The organism is Nonlabens tegetincola (genome assembly GCF_002117085.1).
GTDB classification, from domain to species: domain Bacteria; phylum Bacteroidota; class Bacteroidia; order Flavobacteriales; family Flavobacteriaceae; genus Nonlabens; species Nonlabens tegetincola.
This window is the reverse complement of sequence record NZ_CP019342.1, coordinates 2,435,954-2,452,813: the sequence shown is the minus strand read 5'-3', so window position 1 is coordinate 2,452,813 and position 16,860 is coordinate 2,435,954. Positions and strand designations below refer to the sequence as shown.

12 protein-coding genes are annotated in these 16,860 nt (G+C 35.7%); 6 read left to right on the top strand and 6 right to left on the bottom strand.

Going from position 1 to position 16,860, the window contains the following annotated elements; all coding sequences use genetic code 11:
- The first annotated feature begins 2 nt into the window (after nt 1-2).
- From BST91_RS11320 to BST91_RS11300, 5 genes are all read left to right on the top strand, one after another.
- Entirely contained in the window at nt 3-701 is a 699-nt protein-coding gene (locus BST91_RS11320) for a PspA/IM30 family protein (RefSeq protein ID WP_060523499.1), read from the top strand.
- 47 nt (nt 702-748) lie between these two features.
- Complete coding sequence (locus BST91_RS11315; RefSeq protein WP_085775437.1) at nt 749-958, top strand: zinc ribbon domain-containing protein; 210 nt, start codon at nt 749-751, stop codon at nt 956-958.
- A 27-nt stretch (nt 959-985) separates the two neighbouring features.
- A complete protein-coding gene (locus BST91_RS11310) occupies nt 986-1,693 on the top strand; it encodes a hypothetical protein (RefSeq protein ID WP_085775436.1) in 708 nt (235 codons plus the stop codon).
- 90 nt (nt 1,694-1,783) lie between these two features.
- Nucleotides 1,784-3,853: a flotillin family protein gene (locus BST91_RS11305; RefSeq protein ID WP_042276768.1), complete on the top strand. Its 2,070-nt coding sequence runs from the start codon at nt 1,784-1,786 to the stop codon at nt 3,851-3,853.
- Nucleotides 3,854-4,026: 173 nt separating this feature from the next.
- Nucleotides 4,027-8,922, top strand: coding sequence for a DNA repair ATPase (locus BST91_RS11300; protein ID WP_085775435.1), 4,896 nt, complete (start codon nt 4,027-4,029; stop codon nt 8,920-8,922).
- A gap of 1 nt (nt 8,923) precedes the next feature.
- Here the strand turns inward: BST91_RS11300 and BST91_RS11295 are convergent, their stop codons facing one another.
- The 3 genes from BST91_RS11295 to BST91_RS11285 all read right to left on the bottom strand — a co-directional run bounded on the left by BST91_RS11295 (nt 8,924) and on the right by BST91_RS11285 (nt 12,009).
- Nucleotides 8,924-9,526 carry a thioredoxin family protein gene (locus tag BST91_RS11295; RefSeq protein ID WP_085775434.1) on the bottom strand — a complete coding sequence of 201 codons (603 nt, stop codon included), beginning with the start codon at nt 9,524-9,526 and terminating at the stop codon, nt 8,924-8,926.
- A 69-nt stretch (nt 9,527-9,595) separates the two neighbouring features.
- Complete coding sequence (gene dprA / locus BST91_RS11290; RefSeq protein WP_085775433.1) at nt 9,596-10,693, bottom strand: DNA-processing protein DprA; 1,098 nt, start codon at nt 10,691-10,693, stop codon at nt 9,596-9,598.
- A gap of 35 nt (nt 10,694-10,728) precedes the next feature.
- Nucleotides 10,729-12,009 (bottom strand): O-antigen ligase family protein, encoded by a 1,281-nt coding sequence (locus BST91_RS11285; RefSeq protein WP_060523506.1) that lies wholly within the window; start codon nt 12,007-12,009, stop codon nt 10,729-10,731.
- Between the two features lie 71 nt (nt 12,010-12,080).
- On the opposite strand from BST91_RS11285, the gene BST91_RS11280 reads away from it, so the two are divergent.
- Nucleotides 12,081-13,172 carry a glycosyltransferase gene (locus BST91_RS11280; protein WP_085775432.1) on the top strand — a complete coding sequence of 364 codons (1,092 nt, stop codon included), beginning with the start codon at nt 12,081-12,083 and terminating at the stop codon, nt 13,170-13,172.
- Here BST91_RS11280 and BST91_RS11275 read toward each other — a convergent pair.
- The 3 genes from BST91_RS11275 to BST91_RS11265 are packed head-to-tail and all read right to left on the bottom strand — an operon-like array spanning nt 13,126 to nt 16,789.
- Entirely contained in the window at nt 13,126-14,445 is a 1,320-nt protein-coding gene (locus BST91_RS11275; protein WP_085775431.1) for an O-antigen ligase family protein, read from the bottom strand. The two genes, BST91_RS11280 and BST91_RS11275, sit on opposite strands and share 47 nt — an antisense overlap.
- Entirely contained in the window at nt 14,417-15,514 is a 1,098-nt protein-coding gene (locus tag BST91_RS11270) for a hypothetical protein (RefSeq protein WP_085775430.1), read from the bottom strand. The genes BST91_RS11275 and BST91_RS11270 overlap by 29 nt, the downstream gene beginning before the upstream one ends.
- A gap of 9 nt (nt 15,515-15,523) precedes the next feature.
- Complete coding sequence (locus BST91_RS11265) at nt 15,524-16,789, bottom strand: MATE family efflux transporter (protein ID WP_085775429.1); 1,266 nt, start codon at nt 16,787-16,789, stop codon at nt 15,524-15,526.
- Between the last annotated feature and the right edge of the window lie 71 nt (nt 16,790-16,860).

Below are 16,860 nucleotides of genomic sequence, written 5' to 3'. Positions count from 1 at the left end.
TTATGAATATTTTTAGAAGACTATTTAAAATAGGAGAAGCACACGCAAATAAAGCCGTTGATAATCTTGAGGATCCTATAACCATGACCGAACAAGGTATCAGGGATATGAAAGAAGATCTTAATAAAAGTGTCGAAGCTATGGCACAAGTTAAAGCATTGGCAATAAGATCAAAAAATGATTTAAATGCTTATCAAGAAAAGGCTAAAGACTATGAGCAAAAAGCGGTTTTAATCCTTAAAAAAGCTCAAAAAGGAGACATCTCTACAGATGAAGCGGATCGATTGGCCAAAGAAGCCCTACTTAAAAAGGAAGAGACTCAAGCAAAAATCAATCAAACTCAAGAGGAAACTGAAAAGTATGAGAAAAATGTTGAAAAGCTTAAATCTTCTATCGACACGATCAAGGGTAACATTACAAAATGGGAAAATGAACTCAAAACTCTTAAAGCAAGAGTAAAAGTAAGTGACGCCACAAAAAATGTGAACAAGCAAATGGCCGAGCTTGATAGTGCTGGTACAGTAAGTATGCTAGAACGCATGAAAGAAAAAGTCGCTCAAGAAGAGGCACTAGCTGAAGCTTATGGTGAAATGGCAGATCAAGGTAAAAGTATCGATCAAGAACTTGATGAGGCAGCTAGCTCTACCGATGCGCAAATAGATGATGAATTAGAGCGTCTTAAAAAGCAACTTAATTCTTAAAATGAATGAGTGGCTATATCCTTAGTCACTTCAATCAGAATTCCATTATGAAAAATTTGAATTACAGCTGTGCAAAGTGCGGTCATCATCAATATGAAACAGGTGAAATGCGCGCTACAGGTGGTACCTTGTCCAAAATCTTTGACGTTCAAAATAAAAAATTCAGTTATGTAGCGTGTAAACGCTGTAAGTATACCGAGTTTTATAAAGCCAGTACAGGAGCATTAAGTAACATCTTTGATTTTCTAACTAATTAAAAATTGTAACCAACAAAAACCAATAACTTGAATAATTTCCTAGATCTCATATTTTCCGATGTAAACAGTATCCTTACGGTTTTAATTATACTACTAGCTATCTATTGGATTCTTACTGCAATAAGCGGTGTAGACTTTGATTTAGACGTAGATATTGATGTAGATGTGGATGCTGATATGGATCTAGATATTGATACTGTAGATCCAGGAAATATTGAGTTTGGTGATGTTGCAAGTTCCGAGGTGCAAAAGGAACACGTCGTTAACAAAGGAACCAGACGTCTTAAATGGTGGCAAATTGTTTTGATTTATTTCAATTTTGTAGGATTGCCATTTATGTTCACTTTCACCTCATGGATATTTGTATGGTGGATATGTACCCTACTAGCGACAGATATTACAGGTACTGAAAATAACACGATAGGTTTCTTATTTATGCTAGCCTTACTTATTCCTAGCTTGTTCCTTAATAAACTATTTACTACACCATTTAAAAGTTTCTTTGCAAAACTTAATAAAAATGGTGACGTACCAGTAGATTTTTTGGGACGTACTGCAACTTTACTTAGCAGTATTTCAGGTGAAAAATTAGGTAATGCAGAGGTGGTCGTAGATGGAAACCCAATGAGTATCTATGTGAAATCTTTAGATGGTTCGCTATTAAGCTTTCGCGAAAGCGTACTCATAATCAAGCAATCCCAGGATAAAAACTACTATTACGTGAGTAAAGAATAACAGACGTATCAAAAGTGACAGTTACACTTAGGTACTCTTTAATAAACCTTCAATAACAATTAATTTAACTAACTAAAAATTTAAAAACGCATGAATACAGGAGCCATAGCAATTGCAGTAGTGGTAGGCATAGTAGCCATTATTGTAATTTATTTTTTAATCATAGCCCTTTTTTACAAAAAGGTACATCAAGGTGAGGCGCTAGTGCGCACCGGTTTCGGTGGTACCAAAGTAGCAACAGACAAAGGTCTTTTTGTTGTCCCAGTATTTCACCGTGTAGAGGTCATGGATATTTCGGTAAAGAAAATCCAGATCGAGCGTATGAATGTAGAAGGACTTATCTGTAAAGACAACCTACGTGCCGATATTAAGGTAGCTTTCTTTGTACGTGTAAACAATGAAGTGGACTACATTAAAAAAGTTGCTCAAACCATAGGTGTTCAACGTGCATCACGCATTGAAACCTTAGAAGATCTTTTTGAAGCAAAATTTTCTGAAGCGCTTAAAACAGTAGGTAAAAAGTTTGATTTTATCCAGCTATATGAAGCTCGTAGAGAATTTCGCGATGAGATTGTAGACATCATCGGTACAGATTTAAATGGGTATACACTAGAAGATTGTGCTATTGATTACCTAGAACAAACCGCTGTTAGCCATTTAAAGCCAGACAATATTTTAGACGCAGAAGGGATTAAGAAAATTACCGACTTAACGGCTGCGCAAAACATCAAGGCTAACCTCATCAAACGTGATGAAGAAAAAACCATTCGTAAGCAAGATGTAGAAGCTCGTGAAGCAATTCTTGAGTTGGATAAGCAATTAGCTGAAAAAGAAGAGCAACAAAAGCGTGAGATAGCAAATATCAAATCTCGTGAAGAAGCAGAAACTTTAAAAGTAGCAGAAGAAGAACGTCTGAAATCAGAAACAGCTCGCATTGCTACAGAAGAGAAAGTAAAAGTTGCCGAAGAAAACATGCAACGCCAGATCATCGTTGCAGAAAAGAACAAGCAACGTACCGATGCTGTAGAGGCAGAACGTGTAGAAAAAGACCGTTTACTAGAAGCGACCGAGCGCGAGCGAGTGGTTACACTAGCCCAAATTGAGAAAGAAAAAGTAGTTGAGGTAGAGAAAAAGAACATTCAGGATGTAATACGCGACCGCGTTATGCTTGAAAAAGGTGTGGTTGAAGAGCAGGAAAACATGAAAGACATTGAAGCTTTCAAAACTGCAGATCGTATCAAGCAGGTAACTATCACTAATGCCGAGGCTGCCGCTCAAGAAGATCTCATTAAAACCATAAAAGCTGCCGAAGCTCAAAAAGAAGCAGCAAAACAAAAAGCCGAAGAAATCAATATCGAGGCACAAGCTCATAAAGAAGCTAGTGAGAAAGAAGCACAAGCACGTAAAATACTTGCCGAAGCACAAGCTAAAGAAGAAGCAACAGTAGGTCTTTCTGAAGCACAAGTAATGCATGCCAAAGCTGATGCCAGTGAGCGACAAGGTATTGTTGATGCAGTAGTAATTGAGAAAAAAGCTCTTGCCGAAGCCGCTGGAATCCAGGCCAAGGCTGAAGCAAAACGTAAAGACGGTCTTGCGGAAGCTGAAGTGATTAAAGAAAAAGCCCTTGCTGATGCTGCTGGAATAGAAGAAAAAGCAGAAGCTATGAAGAAATTAGATGGTGTAGGTAAAGAACACGAAGAGTTCAAACTACGACTAGATAAAGAACTTCAAGTAGACCTAGCGCAAATCAATATTCAAAAAGATATTGCCGATGCTCAAGCTAAAGTAATAGGTGATGCCCTTAAGGCTGCAAACATTGATATAGTAGGTGGTGAAACCATGTTCTTTGACCAAATCATTGGACAGATTACTAAAGCTAAAGGTTACGACCGTTTAGTAAGTCATTCCGAAACAGTAACTGAAGTTAAGGATGCAATCCTAGGTAGCGATGATGTAAAAGGAAATCTACTAGATAAGGTTAAAGAGTTTACAGATAAATACAACATCAGTTCAGAGGATATTAAGAACCTCACCATCGCAAACTTGTTGAGCAACTTACAAGGCAAGTCAAACGATGGCGACGAAAAAACCATGCTAGGTAACCTTATGAACCTGGCAAAAGGGATGGGATTGTCTAATAAGAAGTTAGGGAATATTTAAAATTTGTGATAGGGCGCTCCGCTGCTCGCAAGAGCAGCGGCAGGCTATCCACTATATCTTTTGAAAAACTCATAGGTTATAATACCTATGAGTTGTCAAAAGGATGTCGTTACTATCCTTAGCGCAGTTTTTCACTCTATATTCATTTTTACCATTCTACAGACTTTACATTCATGGCGACTACACCAAAAGATTCCACACAACTAGACTCAGGAACCTACGAGATTATTCAAAGTAGGCTGCAAAAACAAAAATCCGATTTGCAGCAACGTTTGTCTCGACTTAATGAAGCTCGTAAAAAAGTTTTTGGATCACTAGAAACCAGACTTATAGCAAACGACCGCATTAATACAGAAAACAACTGTATTGCGCAGGACATCATTGCATTAGGTAACACTTGTATTTTTGGATATAATGTCCATTTTGGGTTACGTACTCAAATTCAGTTGAGTGATGTATTTAGTATTTACACTTTTGAAAAGGTAGATGGAGAGGTGAGTTTTCGCGCAAGCGAGAAAGGTCTGCAGCTTTTAGATGATCCTGTTTTTAAGACTGATTTTGAAAATCTATACAAGTATTATAGAAATACCGTGTTTACAAAGTTTGCCATCATGGGTAACTACTTGCACATGGTTTTTCAGCTTAGTGATTCGGTAACAGATATTAAAACCTTTAAATGGCTCATTAATGGTGAACATTTAGAATATGTGGATAACCGTAGCGAGCATGAATACAAATTTCCATCACAATACGGTTTTCAATGGGTACAAGCAGGTCGCGATGATCAACGTTATGGCGAGCATGCTCATGTATCTATAAAAGACAAGGTTTTTGTTGAAACTATAGGTGGTGATTTAACCATTAAAGTAGAAGATAACACTAGCGATGGTTTAGGGATTTATAACGAGCCAGTAGAACATCGTGATCAAACACTAGATGATGGACAATACAGATTTGCCGACCTAGGAAACCTCATTATTCTTGAAATAAAACCCTTTCAAGAACAACCTAGATATTTTGTTTACAATCATAAAATACAATCTGTAGAGAAAATTGATAGTATTTCACAAGCTGCGGTGTTACTACCCGATGATCAAGGGATTATTTTCCCTAGTGGTTATTACCTACAAACAGGTGAGTATAATGTATTCCCAGGCGATGTAGGAAGCCTTAAATTTCAGCAACGAGTGGCGTCACCTAATGGTGAAGACCACTTATATATTTTCTATAATCAGGAGAAAGGTATTTATGTTTTAATGGCCTATAATGTCATAGAGCAACAAGTACAAACTCCTATTATTTGTAATGGGTTTACATTGTTAGAAGGTGGTGAGCTTGCTTATTTTAGAACCGAGGATGAGCAAACAAAACATCACATGATGCAAATATGGCAAACACCCTTTTTAAAAGGTGACGTGCTGCCATCTGAACATCAAGATACCTTACTCTTTAAAATAGGCAATAAAGACATTGTAAAGGCCATGGCCGAGTCGAATGAGCTCATCACTCTTCTCAATAAAGAGGACAGCTATGAAGGCCTTTATGACGATATCGCACAGGCATCAAAAGATGTTATTGACGCCTATTATTGGTTAAATGAGGAAGAAACCCAGCAGCTTTCAATACCGCTTAAAGAAATTAACAAAGCAGCCAATGCTGCTGTTGACGAATTTGAAAAGGTTAAACAATTGCGCAAGCAAGCTGCCAAGGAAACCCAGTCAGTCAGTAAAAAATCTGAAGAGCTTTTTAATAAAATTAAAAGCACTTCTTTTAAAAGTATTCAGGACTTTGTACACCTACTTACACAACTTAGAACTTTACGAGGTGAAGTCATAAGCCTCAATGAAATAAGGTATACCGACGATGCCTTTATAGAAGAAAAGGAACAGCAAATTGTAGAACAAAATGAACTAATCTCACGTAGAGCGGTTACTTTTTTACTGCAGGATACAGCATTGTCACCCTACCACCAAGCGGTTGAAGAAAAACAGGAGCAGCTAGAAAAAGTAGACAAGGTTATTGATATTAAACAGCTGGAAAAAGAGGTAAATCAAATTGCCGAAGATCTAGAACTGCTCATTGACATTGTTTCTAATTTAGAAATAGAAGACACTTCACATTCTACTAAAATCATTGAAAATATTTCATTGATATTCGCTACTATAAACCAACTTAAGGCTGCTCTTAAAAACAAAATAAAAGCAGTAGGTAAGAAGGAAGCTCAGGCAGACTTTGCTGCTCAACTTAAGTTAGTAGATCAAAGTATTATCAACTACCTTGATATTGCCGATACTCCAGAGAAATGTGATGAATTCCTAACCAAAATTTCGATCACTCTTGAGGAATTAGAAGGGAAATTTGCCGACTTTGATGAGTATATCACTACTATCATTGAAAAACGTGAAGAAGTTTATGCAGCTTTTGACTCACGTAAAAACAGTCTGGTTGAAGCTCGTAATAAAAAGGCAATTTCATTACAAAATGCCGCAAATCGAATCATTAAAGGAGCTCAAAAACGAGCACAATCACTAGCCAGTACGGTTGAAATTAATGGATACTTTGCTAGTGATTTAATGATCAATAAAGTTCGTGACATCATTAAACAGTTACAAGAACTAGATGATGCCGGTAAAGCAGAATCACTAGAAACTGCATTAAAATCGTCAAGAGAAGATGCCTTGAGAAAACTCAAGGACAAGCAGGAGCTTTATGAAGATGGTGAGAACATCATTAAACTAGGTCAACATAAATTTGGTGTAAACAAACAACAGTTAGACCTTACCATAGTTTATAAAAATGATTCACTGTATTACCACCTTACAGGAACAGATTTTTACCAAAAATTAAATAACGAAATTCTAGAGCAATCTCGTTCACTATGGGATCAAGAACTAGTTTCAGAAAACCACGATGTTTATAGATCCAGCTATCTAGCTTATACCATATTTCAATCACAAGATACAGAGCAACTTGCGCAGTCTAGTGAAGCCGATTTGTTACAACAAGTTCAACAAATTGCTAGTCAAAATTATGCAGGTGGTTATGTAAAAGGTGTACATGACAATGATGCCGCAGCCATTTTAAATGTCTTGGTTCAAAAACATCATGATCTTAAGTTGTTAAGATTTACGCCCAATGTAAGAGCTCATGCTCAACTTTTCTGGCAGCAGCTAGATCAGGAGATTAAAAATAAATACAACCAGATTATTAAACGTGCTGGTCACGTATTGCAAGTATTTCCTAATAGTGATAACCACATTTTTGTTATAGATCAACTCATAATTGAAATTACAAATAGCAATCAAACGGCTATAACAATTATCGAGAAGCAAAGTGATTTTAACGAGCACATAAAGCAAATGGCGACCTATTTATTTTATGAGCTCAAGGACAATGATCATTTTGTTGTGAGTCAAAATGCTATAGATCTACAAAATTCATTTGAAAAAGCACTGCAATCTCAAAAGGCCTACACACAATTTAAAAGAGCGCTAGATGAGTGTGATACTCAAAAGGATAAAGTTGACACGGTGCGTCATTGGGTTTCCGCTTTCGCGAAAGCGGAACAACCACAATCTTTACAATACCACATTGAAGAATGTGTAGCACACATGCTCTATGGGTCAAGCGCTGAGGTGGTAAACAGCATAAATGCAACCCAAACCATAACTAATCTCAAAGGCACGCACAGTACTATTATCGATGGAGAATTTGAGTTTAATTACCACAGATTTGTAGCGTTATTAGATGATTATGTAAAGTATAAAGTGCCAGCTTATGAGATGTTTAAAAAAACGAAGCATGAAGTAACCGAGGACCTAAAAAGCCAACTAAGACTAGAAGAATTTAAACCAAGAGTACTTAGCAGTTTTGTGCGTAATAAATTGATCAATCAGGTTTATTTTCCATTAATAGGAGACAATTTATCCAAACAATTAGGGACAGTAGGTGACTCAAAACGTACTGATCGCATGGGAATGCTGCTACTTATATCGCCGCCAGGATACGGTAAAACCACACTTATGGAATATGTGGCAAATCGATTGGGATTAATTTTTATGAAAATTAATGGACCAGCCATAGGTCATGAAGTAACTAATGTGGATCCAGAAGCGGCAACCAATGCAGCAACTAGAGAAGAACTTAAAAAGCTTAACCTAGCTTTTGAAATGGGCGATAATGTGATGTTGTACCTAGACGATATCCAGCATTGTAATCCAGAGTTCCTTCAAAAATTCATAAGCCTGGCTGATGGTACAAGAAAAATAGAAGGTGTGTTTAACGGCAAACCCAAAACCTATGACTTAAGTAGTAAAAAGTTTTGTGTGATTATGGCTGGTAACCCATATACGGAGAGTGGTGACAAATTCCAAATACCAGACATGCTCGCAAACCGTGCAGATATTTATAACCTAGGTGATATCATAGGAGATACGGCTCATTTGTTTGAATTATCATTGATTGAGAATGCGCTTACTAGTAATCCAGTACTACAGCAATTAAGCAACAAACATTTTGATGACGTTTATGCTTTATTAGATAGAGTAGAGAATGGTGCGGCAGATAATGAACTTAAAGGCAATCACAGCAGTCAAGAATTAGCCGATTATGAAGCTGTTTTGGAAAAGGTGGTTCGTATAAGAGATACGGTTCTTAAAGTAAATGAAACCTACATTTCTAGTGCTGCTATGGACGATGCATACCGCACAGAACCTAGTTTTAAACTACAAGGTTCTTATAGAGACATGAATAAACTAGTGGCCAAAATTGTTCCTATCATGGATGATAAAGAACTTACCACATTGTTGCTGTCACATTATGAAAGTGAATCCCAAACACTCACTACTGCCGCCGAGGCCAATTTGTTGAAGTATAAAGAACTTACAAGTACCCTTTCTAGTGAAGAGCAGGATCGATGGAATAGCATTAAGGAAACCTTTTTAAAGAACAACAAACTTAAGGGATTAGGAAATGACCAATCCATGGCTCAAATCCTATCTCAAATGATGGAATTCACCGATAACTTAGAAGGAATTAAAGAGGTACTGAGGAATGGTTTGAATAAGTAATTCAAACCCTTTGCAACATCTCCACGAGATCATTCTCGATATCTTTTCCTTTGTCTTTGTTGTACCAGGTTTGTAGTTCTTGCTTAAATTCTGGTGATAAAGAACCTTTTGCAGCTTTTTCTGCAGCAACCAGTGCTGTAGCTTTTGTAGGTCGTGGGCCCCAAGTTGCTACTGGCAAATTTGTTTTGGCATCAATTAAAATAAGCTTGGCAATTGCTCGATTTCCATTAGTAAGGAACTCATCCATCAATTTGGGATTTTTGTCTCTTAAAACAACCTTGTAATTGATTTGTGCGGCTACTGCAACTTTATTAATCATGGGCATGGCATGAGCAGCATCACCACACCAGCTTTCTGTAATAACAAGGAAGTACACGTCTTTATCGAAATTTTCAAGAAATTCTTGACTTTCTGGTAACAGTTTCAAGGTTTTATCCAGTCGTCGCATTCTTTGATGATTCAATTTGGTATACTCCGCAAGAGCTTCGGTTATTTGATCTCCTGTATTAGTTTGATTAATTACGTGGTCTTCGACCAGTTTGCGATACTCTAAGTAGGAAATGGCGTTAGACGCGGCTTGCTTAATAATTTCTGCTAAATTCATATTACAAAAGTAATCTAGTACGCACCTTGAACTATGTGACTTTTATCACCTAGATAGGTATATTTTTCCTTAGGCTAGGGTAAACAGTTTACCAGGTAATGGTTGCACCACACCTTTAAGTTCCATAGACATAAGAACCGAGGCTAATTGGTGAACGGGTAGTTCCATTTCTAGCGCAATGATATCTAGTAATTCCTTATCTCGTTTTTTAAGAAATTGAAAGACTCTTTTTTCAAGCTCGCTAAGCTCTACAAACAATTGCTTTTGTACCGCTATATCACGTTCCTTCCATCCTAAAATGTAAGGAATGTCGGCAGTTTTAGTAAGCATGTGTGCTTTAGCTTGTTTGATAAGTTCATTACAACCTATACTGTATTTGTCGTTGACTCTACCAGGTACTGCAAAAACCTCGCGGTTGTAACCATTTGCAAGATCTGCTGTTACTAGGGAACCACCTTTTGAGGCACTTTCAATAACAACTGTGGCTTCGCTCATACCAGCGATAATTCTATTACGTCCTAAAAAGTTTTTACGATCAAAAGTATCAGTATGCCAAAAATCGGTAATGAATCCGCCATTTTTCATGAGGTCTTCATTGTGCGCACTGTGATTTCTAGGATAGGTTTGATTGAGACCATGAGCCATAACTGCAATGGTTTGTAAACCTAATTCTATAGCCATTTTATGTGCTAGAATGTCTACTCCATAGGCATAACCACTTACTATTACTGGATTAAGTGGTGCAATTTCATTCATGAATTTTTCCAAAAAAGCAGCACCAGTGGTAGTAATTTGTCTAGTACCTACAATGCTTAGAAAATAGGGATTTGAATAATCAATAGCACCTTTTTCAAAAAATACAATCGGGCTATCAATACAGTATTTCAAACGTTCTGGATAATCATCCTGATTATAAACCTTGCATTTGATTTGATTGGCATGGATAAATTCTAATTCCTTTTTTGCTTTATCAAATAAAGTCTCTTTATGTTTTATAAAACTGGCCTTTTTATCTCCTAGACCATCAATGGCAGCAATGTCCTTAATTTTTTGTGCAAATAAATCCTGAGCACTACCAAATTCCCTCAACAGTTTTTTAGCCATTATATCTCCTACGAGTGGAGCTTTTTTAAGGGCAAGTAAGGCTAGTAATTCTTGTTCTTGCATGGTTTGTTAGTGATTACGCTTTCGCGAAAGCGAACTTATCTATTATCCTTCTCAAAGGTATCAATCACTTTTTCATGTGACAATACTAAGGAGCCTGCCGATGTTGACGCATTGAAATTTAAGACAAATAAAAAATTAAGGAATAAAGAAAAGTAAAAAACTCCTTCCTGTCGTTCTAAAATATTTTCTGCCAGCATCCACACGGCAAATAAGAATAGTAGGGCAACAGCTAGATAATTCTTTTTATTCAACGATTGAATCCCTAAATAGCCATAGGATAAAAAGAAGACCAATAGACCTATGAAACCTACTGCTAGTATTAAGCTTAAATATTGATTATGTGTGTTATAAGAGAGATCAAACAAGGCACTTTCCTTACTGGCAAAACAATCCAATAATTCCTGCTTGCTATCACCAATTCCATAACCAAATAAACTAGCATGCGGCATTATTTCAAAACTACATTCATTAATCGTATTTCTAATAGTAACAGATTCTAGGGTTTTATGTTCAGGGTTTTTTACTATGAGCAGTTCAGAGAACCTGCTATTTATAGAAGGTACAAAAACGATGAGTCCTAAAATACAGACGAATAATCCGCTAAAAAGAATCCACAACTTGCGTTGATTTATAAGAATCGTTAACATGGCAATACCTAGTAAAAACGCCATGATACTAGCTTTAAAGGAAAAGTAAAGCAAAACGCTGAATAAGAATATAAATACTAGTGAACCACCTAGTGCTTTCCAGCTTTTTTTAGATATAAAAAACAAATAACCTGTGACAAGCGTTGCTATGGATAGGTGATAGGATAGGTACAAACTATCAATATTATTCCACAACCCTAGTTGATGTAGAAAGGATCTTTTTCCCTGTAAAATTATATCAAGATCATAATTGGAGAGCATCATGTACAAGCTTATAAGAACTAGTACAATTATGGAACCTACATAAACTTTCAAAAAGTCTTTCAGGTGATTACGTAAGTATTCAATCACTACAGACGGGACAACAGCAAAGCTTAAAGGAAGTAATAATAAAGGCGTAAGTGTCCCTAATTTTTTAAGGGCATACTCGCTGTTTGAGCTATAAAAAAGACTAGCCAACAAAACAAAATAGATAGCAGCAGTTGCTATAAAGTAATTAACTCGAAAGACCTTTTGCTTGTTAGTTAAGCTTATTAATAGTGATAAACCTACAAATATCCCTATGGTTATATTACTCACGATTTTTGGTAAAATAGGAAGAGTAAATAAAGTATAGGTAAAAAGTAAATGTATACGTTGTAAAATACTTTTATTGGGATAGGTTTTCAATGTGTTTACTTTACTGCGAATATGAACAAAAAAGATACTACAAGCAAGATTACCACTTACCTTTGTAACCTATGAACAACAAGAAACTTAAAGTTTTTCACGTGATTGAAGCCTTAGGTGGTGGAGTTTATAGCTATTTCTGTGATTTGACTCAGGTTTTTGGTCCTAGTGATCGAGTACAAACTACTATTATTTATAATGATCAACGTGCAGAAATAATCCCTGAAAATGTCCAAAAAGATTTTCATTCCAATGTCAGGCTACTTAAAGTTCCCATGAATGAAAATATCTCGCCATTTAACGACTATAAAAGTATAAAGGCGCTTTCTAGAATTTTTAAAAAGGAACAACCAGATGTTATTCATCTTCATAGCTCAAAAGCTGGTGTTTTAGGCAAGGTTGCAGCAAAAATTGCGAGTTCTCAAGCTCAACTTTTTTATACGCCACATGGTTATAGTTTTTTACGCAAGGACATTTCAAGCAGTAAAGCTGCGGTTTTTAAGGCTATTGAAAAAAGAATGGCTTCCTTTTATGGCTTTACAACCATAGCTTGTGGTGATACAGAATTTGATGAAGCAAAAAAGCTACATGATAGGGTAGAGCTTATTAGAAATGGTGTCCCATACAACAAGATAAAAACCTTTTTGAATACCCAACCAACCTCAAAGTTTACTGTAGGTATTTTAGGTAGGATTACACACGCTCGCAATCCTAAGTTGTTTAATGAAATTGCTCTTCAATTACCCGATGTACAATTCGTCTGGATAGGAGATGGTATTCTCAAGGATCAAATCACAGCTCCCAATATCACAATAACAGGTTGGTTCATGAATAGGAATGAAGGTCTAGAGCATCTTAATAGATTGGATGTTTATTTACAAACCTCACTTTGGGAAGGATTACCTATTGCTGTACTTGAGGCTATGGTTTTTGAAAAGCCCGTGGTAGCTACCAATGTAATAGGAAATAGAGACATAGTACTACCGTCTCAAACAGGGTTTTTAATCGATGGTGCTGCACAAGCCGTTCAAGCTATTACACAGCTATTTGACAAAGATTTGAGGTTGCAAATGGGGAAAAATGGTAGTAAACGCGTTGATGAGGTTTTCAATTCAACTAAGAACTTTTCTCAATTGATTGACTTGTACTACAGTCGTTCTTAATAAACAGCGCACTAAATATACTTATCCACAAGGCGCTGAAGGTGATACCATCATAACGGATTAAAAAATCATCGGTAAGATTTGAGGTAAAGAACAATACAAAGAAAAACAGAACAACGCTGTGCTGTAATCTCCAGCCTAGCCACAAAATATTAAGTACATAAAGAAGCACCGCAAGCAATCCTAATAAACCAAATTTGAGTAAGAAATCTAAGTACTGGTTGTGAGTAGGAAATTTATACTTGGCTAGAAACTGCTGGTCAGTATCCAGGTAGGCTTGATTGAGCTCGTCCTTGCCATCTGCAGCGCCTACACCTATCCAAATATCTTGTTGAGCTCTTTCCCAGGCTGTTTTCCAAATACTTACACGAGTTACAAAACTATTGAATACCTCACCTTCTGGGTTTTCAAAATCATCAAGTTTACCTACTTTATCCATGTGAGCAAATGTGACGGTGGTATACTTTTTTGTGATGTAAGGAAACGCTTTCGCGAAAGCGAACACCATTAAAATCAATACTGCCAGTGTACTGGCCGTGACAGTTACCAGTTTCTTGCGAGATACCTTTTTAAACAATTCTAAAAATAAAACTAAAAATATACCGATAAATGCATTTGCGACGGCAAGCCTAGTATTGATAATAAGAAGCAGAAATACAGAAATTAAAAATAATAGAGTCCTATAATTAAGGATTTTCCAGCTAGATTCGATCAAGTATCTTATAGCGAGATAGGTGTTTACAACAACTAGAAAAGCCACATGCATGTTGAGAGCTGGCGCATGAACACCGGTGCTATTTGCAAAAGAATAACCCATTTCCCACAGGTGAATACCCTTCAAATATTTTGAAACGAGTTCGGGCTCAATAATTAGGAATCTTATTAATAGAACGACTAGTAAGCACGTGAATAATATGGAGTAGTAGGTAAGTACTTTTTTAAAATTGATTTTAATAGGCGACCCTATAAGAACAACAGGAAATAACAACATACCCATGCGTTTTTCCATGTGTTTAAATCCTTCTGATAGTTCAACATTGTTCCACAGGAATAGTACATCCAGTAGAAATGGTAATGCGATCAAACCAATTTTCCAAAATGAATTTTTAGAAAATTTAAAAGATCTTGCGATTAATAGGTGACTTACTATAAAAAGAATGATAGCAATAGTCCCAGGTTTCCTAAACACGAGTATACTAGCTAGAATTCCTATTAATAACTCATAATTATTAAGATACCAAGACCTAGTTGTTTTTAGCCAATTTGAAAACATATCGTTTAATTTTTGTAGGTCGTTTTATAAGTCCTTTGTTATAATAAAACGCTAGCCATATCCATGGAAAAACGCCAAGTTTATGTTTTACAGCACTTCCTAAATCTGGTTCAAATACACCTTGTATAACAAAATAAGCGAATAGCAAGTGAAATACCCATTGCTCGTGAAGGTATTTCTCCTTGTTCTTTAAGACAATACTGTACAGATATAGCAAGTAAATAAATAAGCCTAATTGCCATATCACAAATGCAATTACATGAGGTTTTAAAATGAATCTAAGCCCAGTGACAGGAAGGTTTACTGTGAAAAACCCATAGACTATTCCAAATGCTTCACCATGAAAGGTATCTGTTTCTACGGGTGAAACAATCATTGTGGCAGCATTTGAATCACCTCTTTCAACTCTTCGTTTATTAAGAGCTTCTCTAGAGCCTTGTGACATGAACTCACCCTTAACGAGTCCATAACTTAAGGACATAAAACAGGCAGTTAAAATACCTACTACAAGTACAGTAAGAACTCTATTTTTAATTTTTATATAGCTCAGGCCGTAAATGACTAATGCTAGAAACGGTATGAGTAAAAAGTATTGTCTGTAAAACCAACCAAAAAACGCAAGAAGTAAAAATGTTAATGCGATTTTTAAAAATAGGTTGAGTCTTGAGATAAGAACGAGACTCAATAAATAGATGTAGATAGCAGTAATAAATTCTTTAGAAGGGAAACCTACATATATACCGAACATAAGCAAACCCAGCCAAATAATCGCGTTTTTTAAATTGAATTGATGAAAGCTTCTGGGTATTTTCAAATGTTTAAACATCAAAAAAATGATAGGCAATTGAATTAAAGCAACCATAGGAAATGGTAGTCTGCCTACACCAGTTATATGATAAATCATCATAGAAAAAGGATAGCTACCCAACCATCCTTTTTCATTATACCTATCCAAGCCTATGGTATAGGCATCAAACATAAATCTATCAGGTAGGATGAAGCTAGCAATCATTCCAACTAAAATTGTAACGATTGCAATAAATAAAAAGGTAAGCTTACTTCTTTTCAAACTAGATGATTAATGAATTGCAAGAACTATATTATCTCGCTTATAAACATAAAATACAATAACCAAATTCCAAAAAATCAAGCAGATAGAGCTTGCGATTGCGGCACCAATTATACCATAAATTGGTATAAGTATGAGGTTAAGGATAATATTTATAAAAATGGTAATAAATATAATATTTCTAAATTGAGACTGCTTATTAGTCATATTCATATAAATACTGGTACAACCACATAATGCATTTACGATACAACCAACTAATAAAATCATTAATGCATATGAACCTTCAATATAATCTGACCCGAATAAAGAGAGAAGAAACTTTGGTATGAATAATAGAACAATTACTAATGGCAAACTTATAATCGCAATGGTTCGAGTTGTTTTTTTAATTAATTGGTCTAAAGCTCTATAGTCTTTTTTAAAAAAACGTGTGGCTAGTTGTTTTGAAATAGAAGCTTGTAAAGTAGTTTGAATCATCGCTATTAAGCTAATAATCTTAACAGGTTGTGCATAAACCGCGACGTCTTCATTACCTTCAAAATATTTTAATAAGATAACATCAATCGACAGTAATAAAAAGAACCCCAATCCTGTAAGGGCCATGGGCATTGAAACTTTATAAATATCTAGAGTCTTAAAGGATGATTTCCAAGATTGATTTTTAATTTTAGGTACGATTTGAAAGGTAGAAACAACAAATAAAATCACAAACGAAAATAAAAAGACATCTATAATAAATGCTTGATTTGAACTATTCATCAAGTATATAGCGGCACAAAATAATAGTATGTATTTAAAGATACCGCGATACAATTCTGCCCACATGTTTGATTCAAAAACTCTAAACACTTCAGTGTTTAAGGTTGCTCCAGCATAGAAAAAAAGGCTTATGATAATTTTAAAGATGATAGTATCTGAAAAGAAATTTTGATAGTATTCAACTGGAATTAAAATATAAATAAGTAAAATAATAAAACAGAGTAGACCTATTAATTTAAGGCTATTTAAATACACACCCAGAAAAGTATCAAACCTGCCATCACTTTCTAACCTACCAGCAAACTGGATTATAGATCGATCTGTTCCCGCAACAACAATTGCACCTGTTAACAGCAAAATAGTTCTAGATAACTCAAATTCACCAACTAAATTCTGAGGATAGTAATTGGTCATTATCAATGTCGCCAGAAACAAAAGACCTACACCAGCTAATCTCAAAACAATTAGAGTAATTTGGTCGGAGGCAATAAACCGATTGATAAGCTGTTTCATTATCTTAATAGAACTTATTCAAACAAAAATAGCAGTACTTCAGTCTTTAATCTATCTTTTATGAAGTTATA

Excerpts from the sequence above, each read along its gene's own strand:
- BST91_RS11295 (WP_085775434.1), bottom strand. The coding sequence starts at position 9,526 with ATGAATTTAGCAGAAATTATTAAGCAAGCCGCGTCTAACGCCATTTCC.
- BST91_RS11300 (WP_085775435.1), top strand. The coding sequence starts at position 4,027 with ATGGCGACTACACCAAAAGATTCCACACAACTAGACTCAGGAACCTAC.
- BST91_RS11320 (WP_060523499.1), top strand. The coding sequence starts at position 3 with ATGAATATTTTTAGAAGACTATTTAAAATAGGAGAAGCACACGCAAAT.
- BST91_RS11315 (WP_085775437.1), top strand. The coding sequence starts at position 749 with ATGAAAAATTTGAATTACAGCTGTGCAAAGTGCGGTCATCATCAATAT.
- BST91_RS11265 (WP_085775429.1), bottom strand. The coding sequence starts at position 16,789 with ATGAAACAGCTTATCAATCGGTTTATTGCCTCCGACCAAATTACTCTA.
- BST91_RS11305 (WP_042276768.1), top strand. The coding sequence starts at position 1,784 with ATGAATACAGGAGCCATAGCAATTGCAGTAGTGGTAGGCATAGTAGCC.
- BST91_RS11275 (WP_085775431.1), bottom strand. The coding sequence starts at position 14,445 with ATGTTTTCAAATTGGCTAAAAACAACTAGGTCTTGGTATCTTAATAAT.
- BST91_RS11280 (WP_085775432.1), top strand. The coding sequence starts at position 12,081 with ATGAACAACAAGAAACTTAAAGTTTTTCACGTGATTGAAGCCTTAGGT.
- dprA (WP_085775433.1), bottom strand. The coding sequence starts at position 10,693 with ATGCAAGAACAAGAATTACTAGCCTTACTTGCCCTTAAAAAAGCTCCA.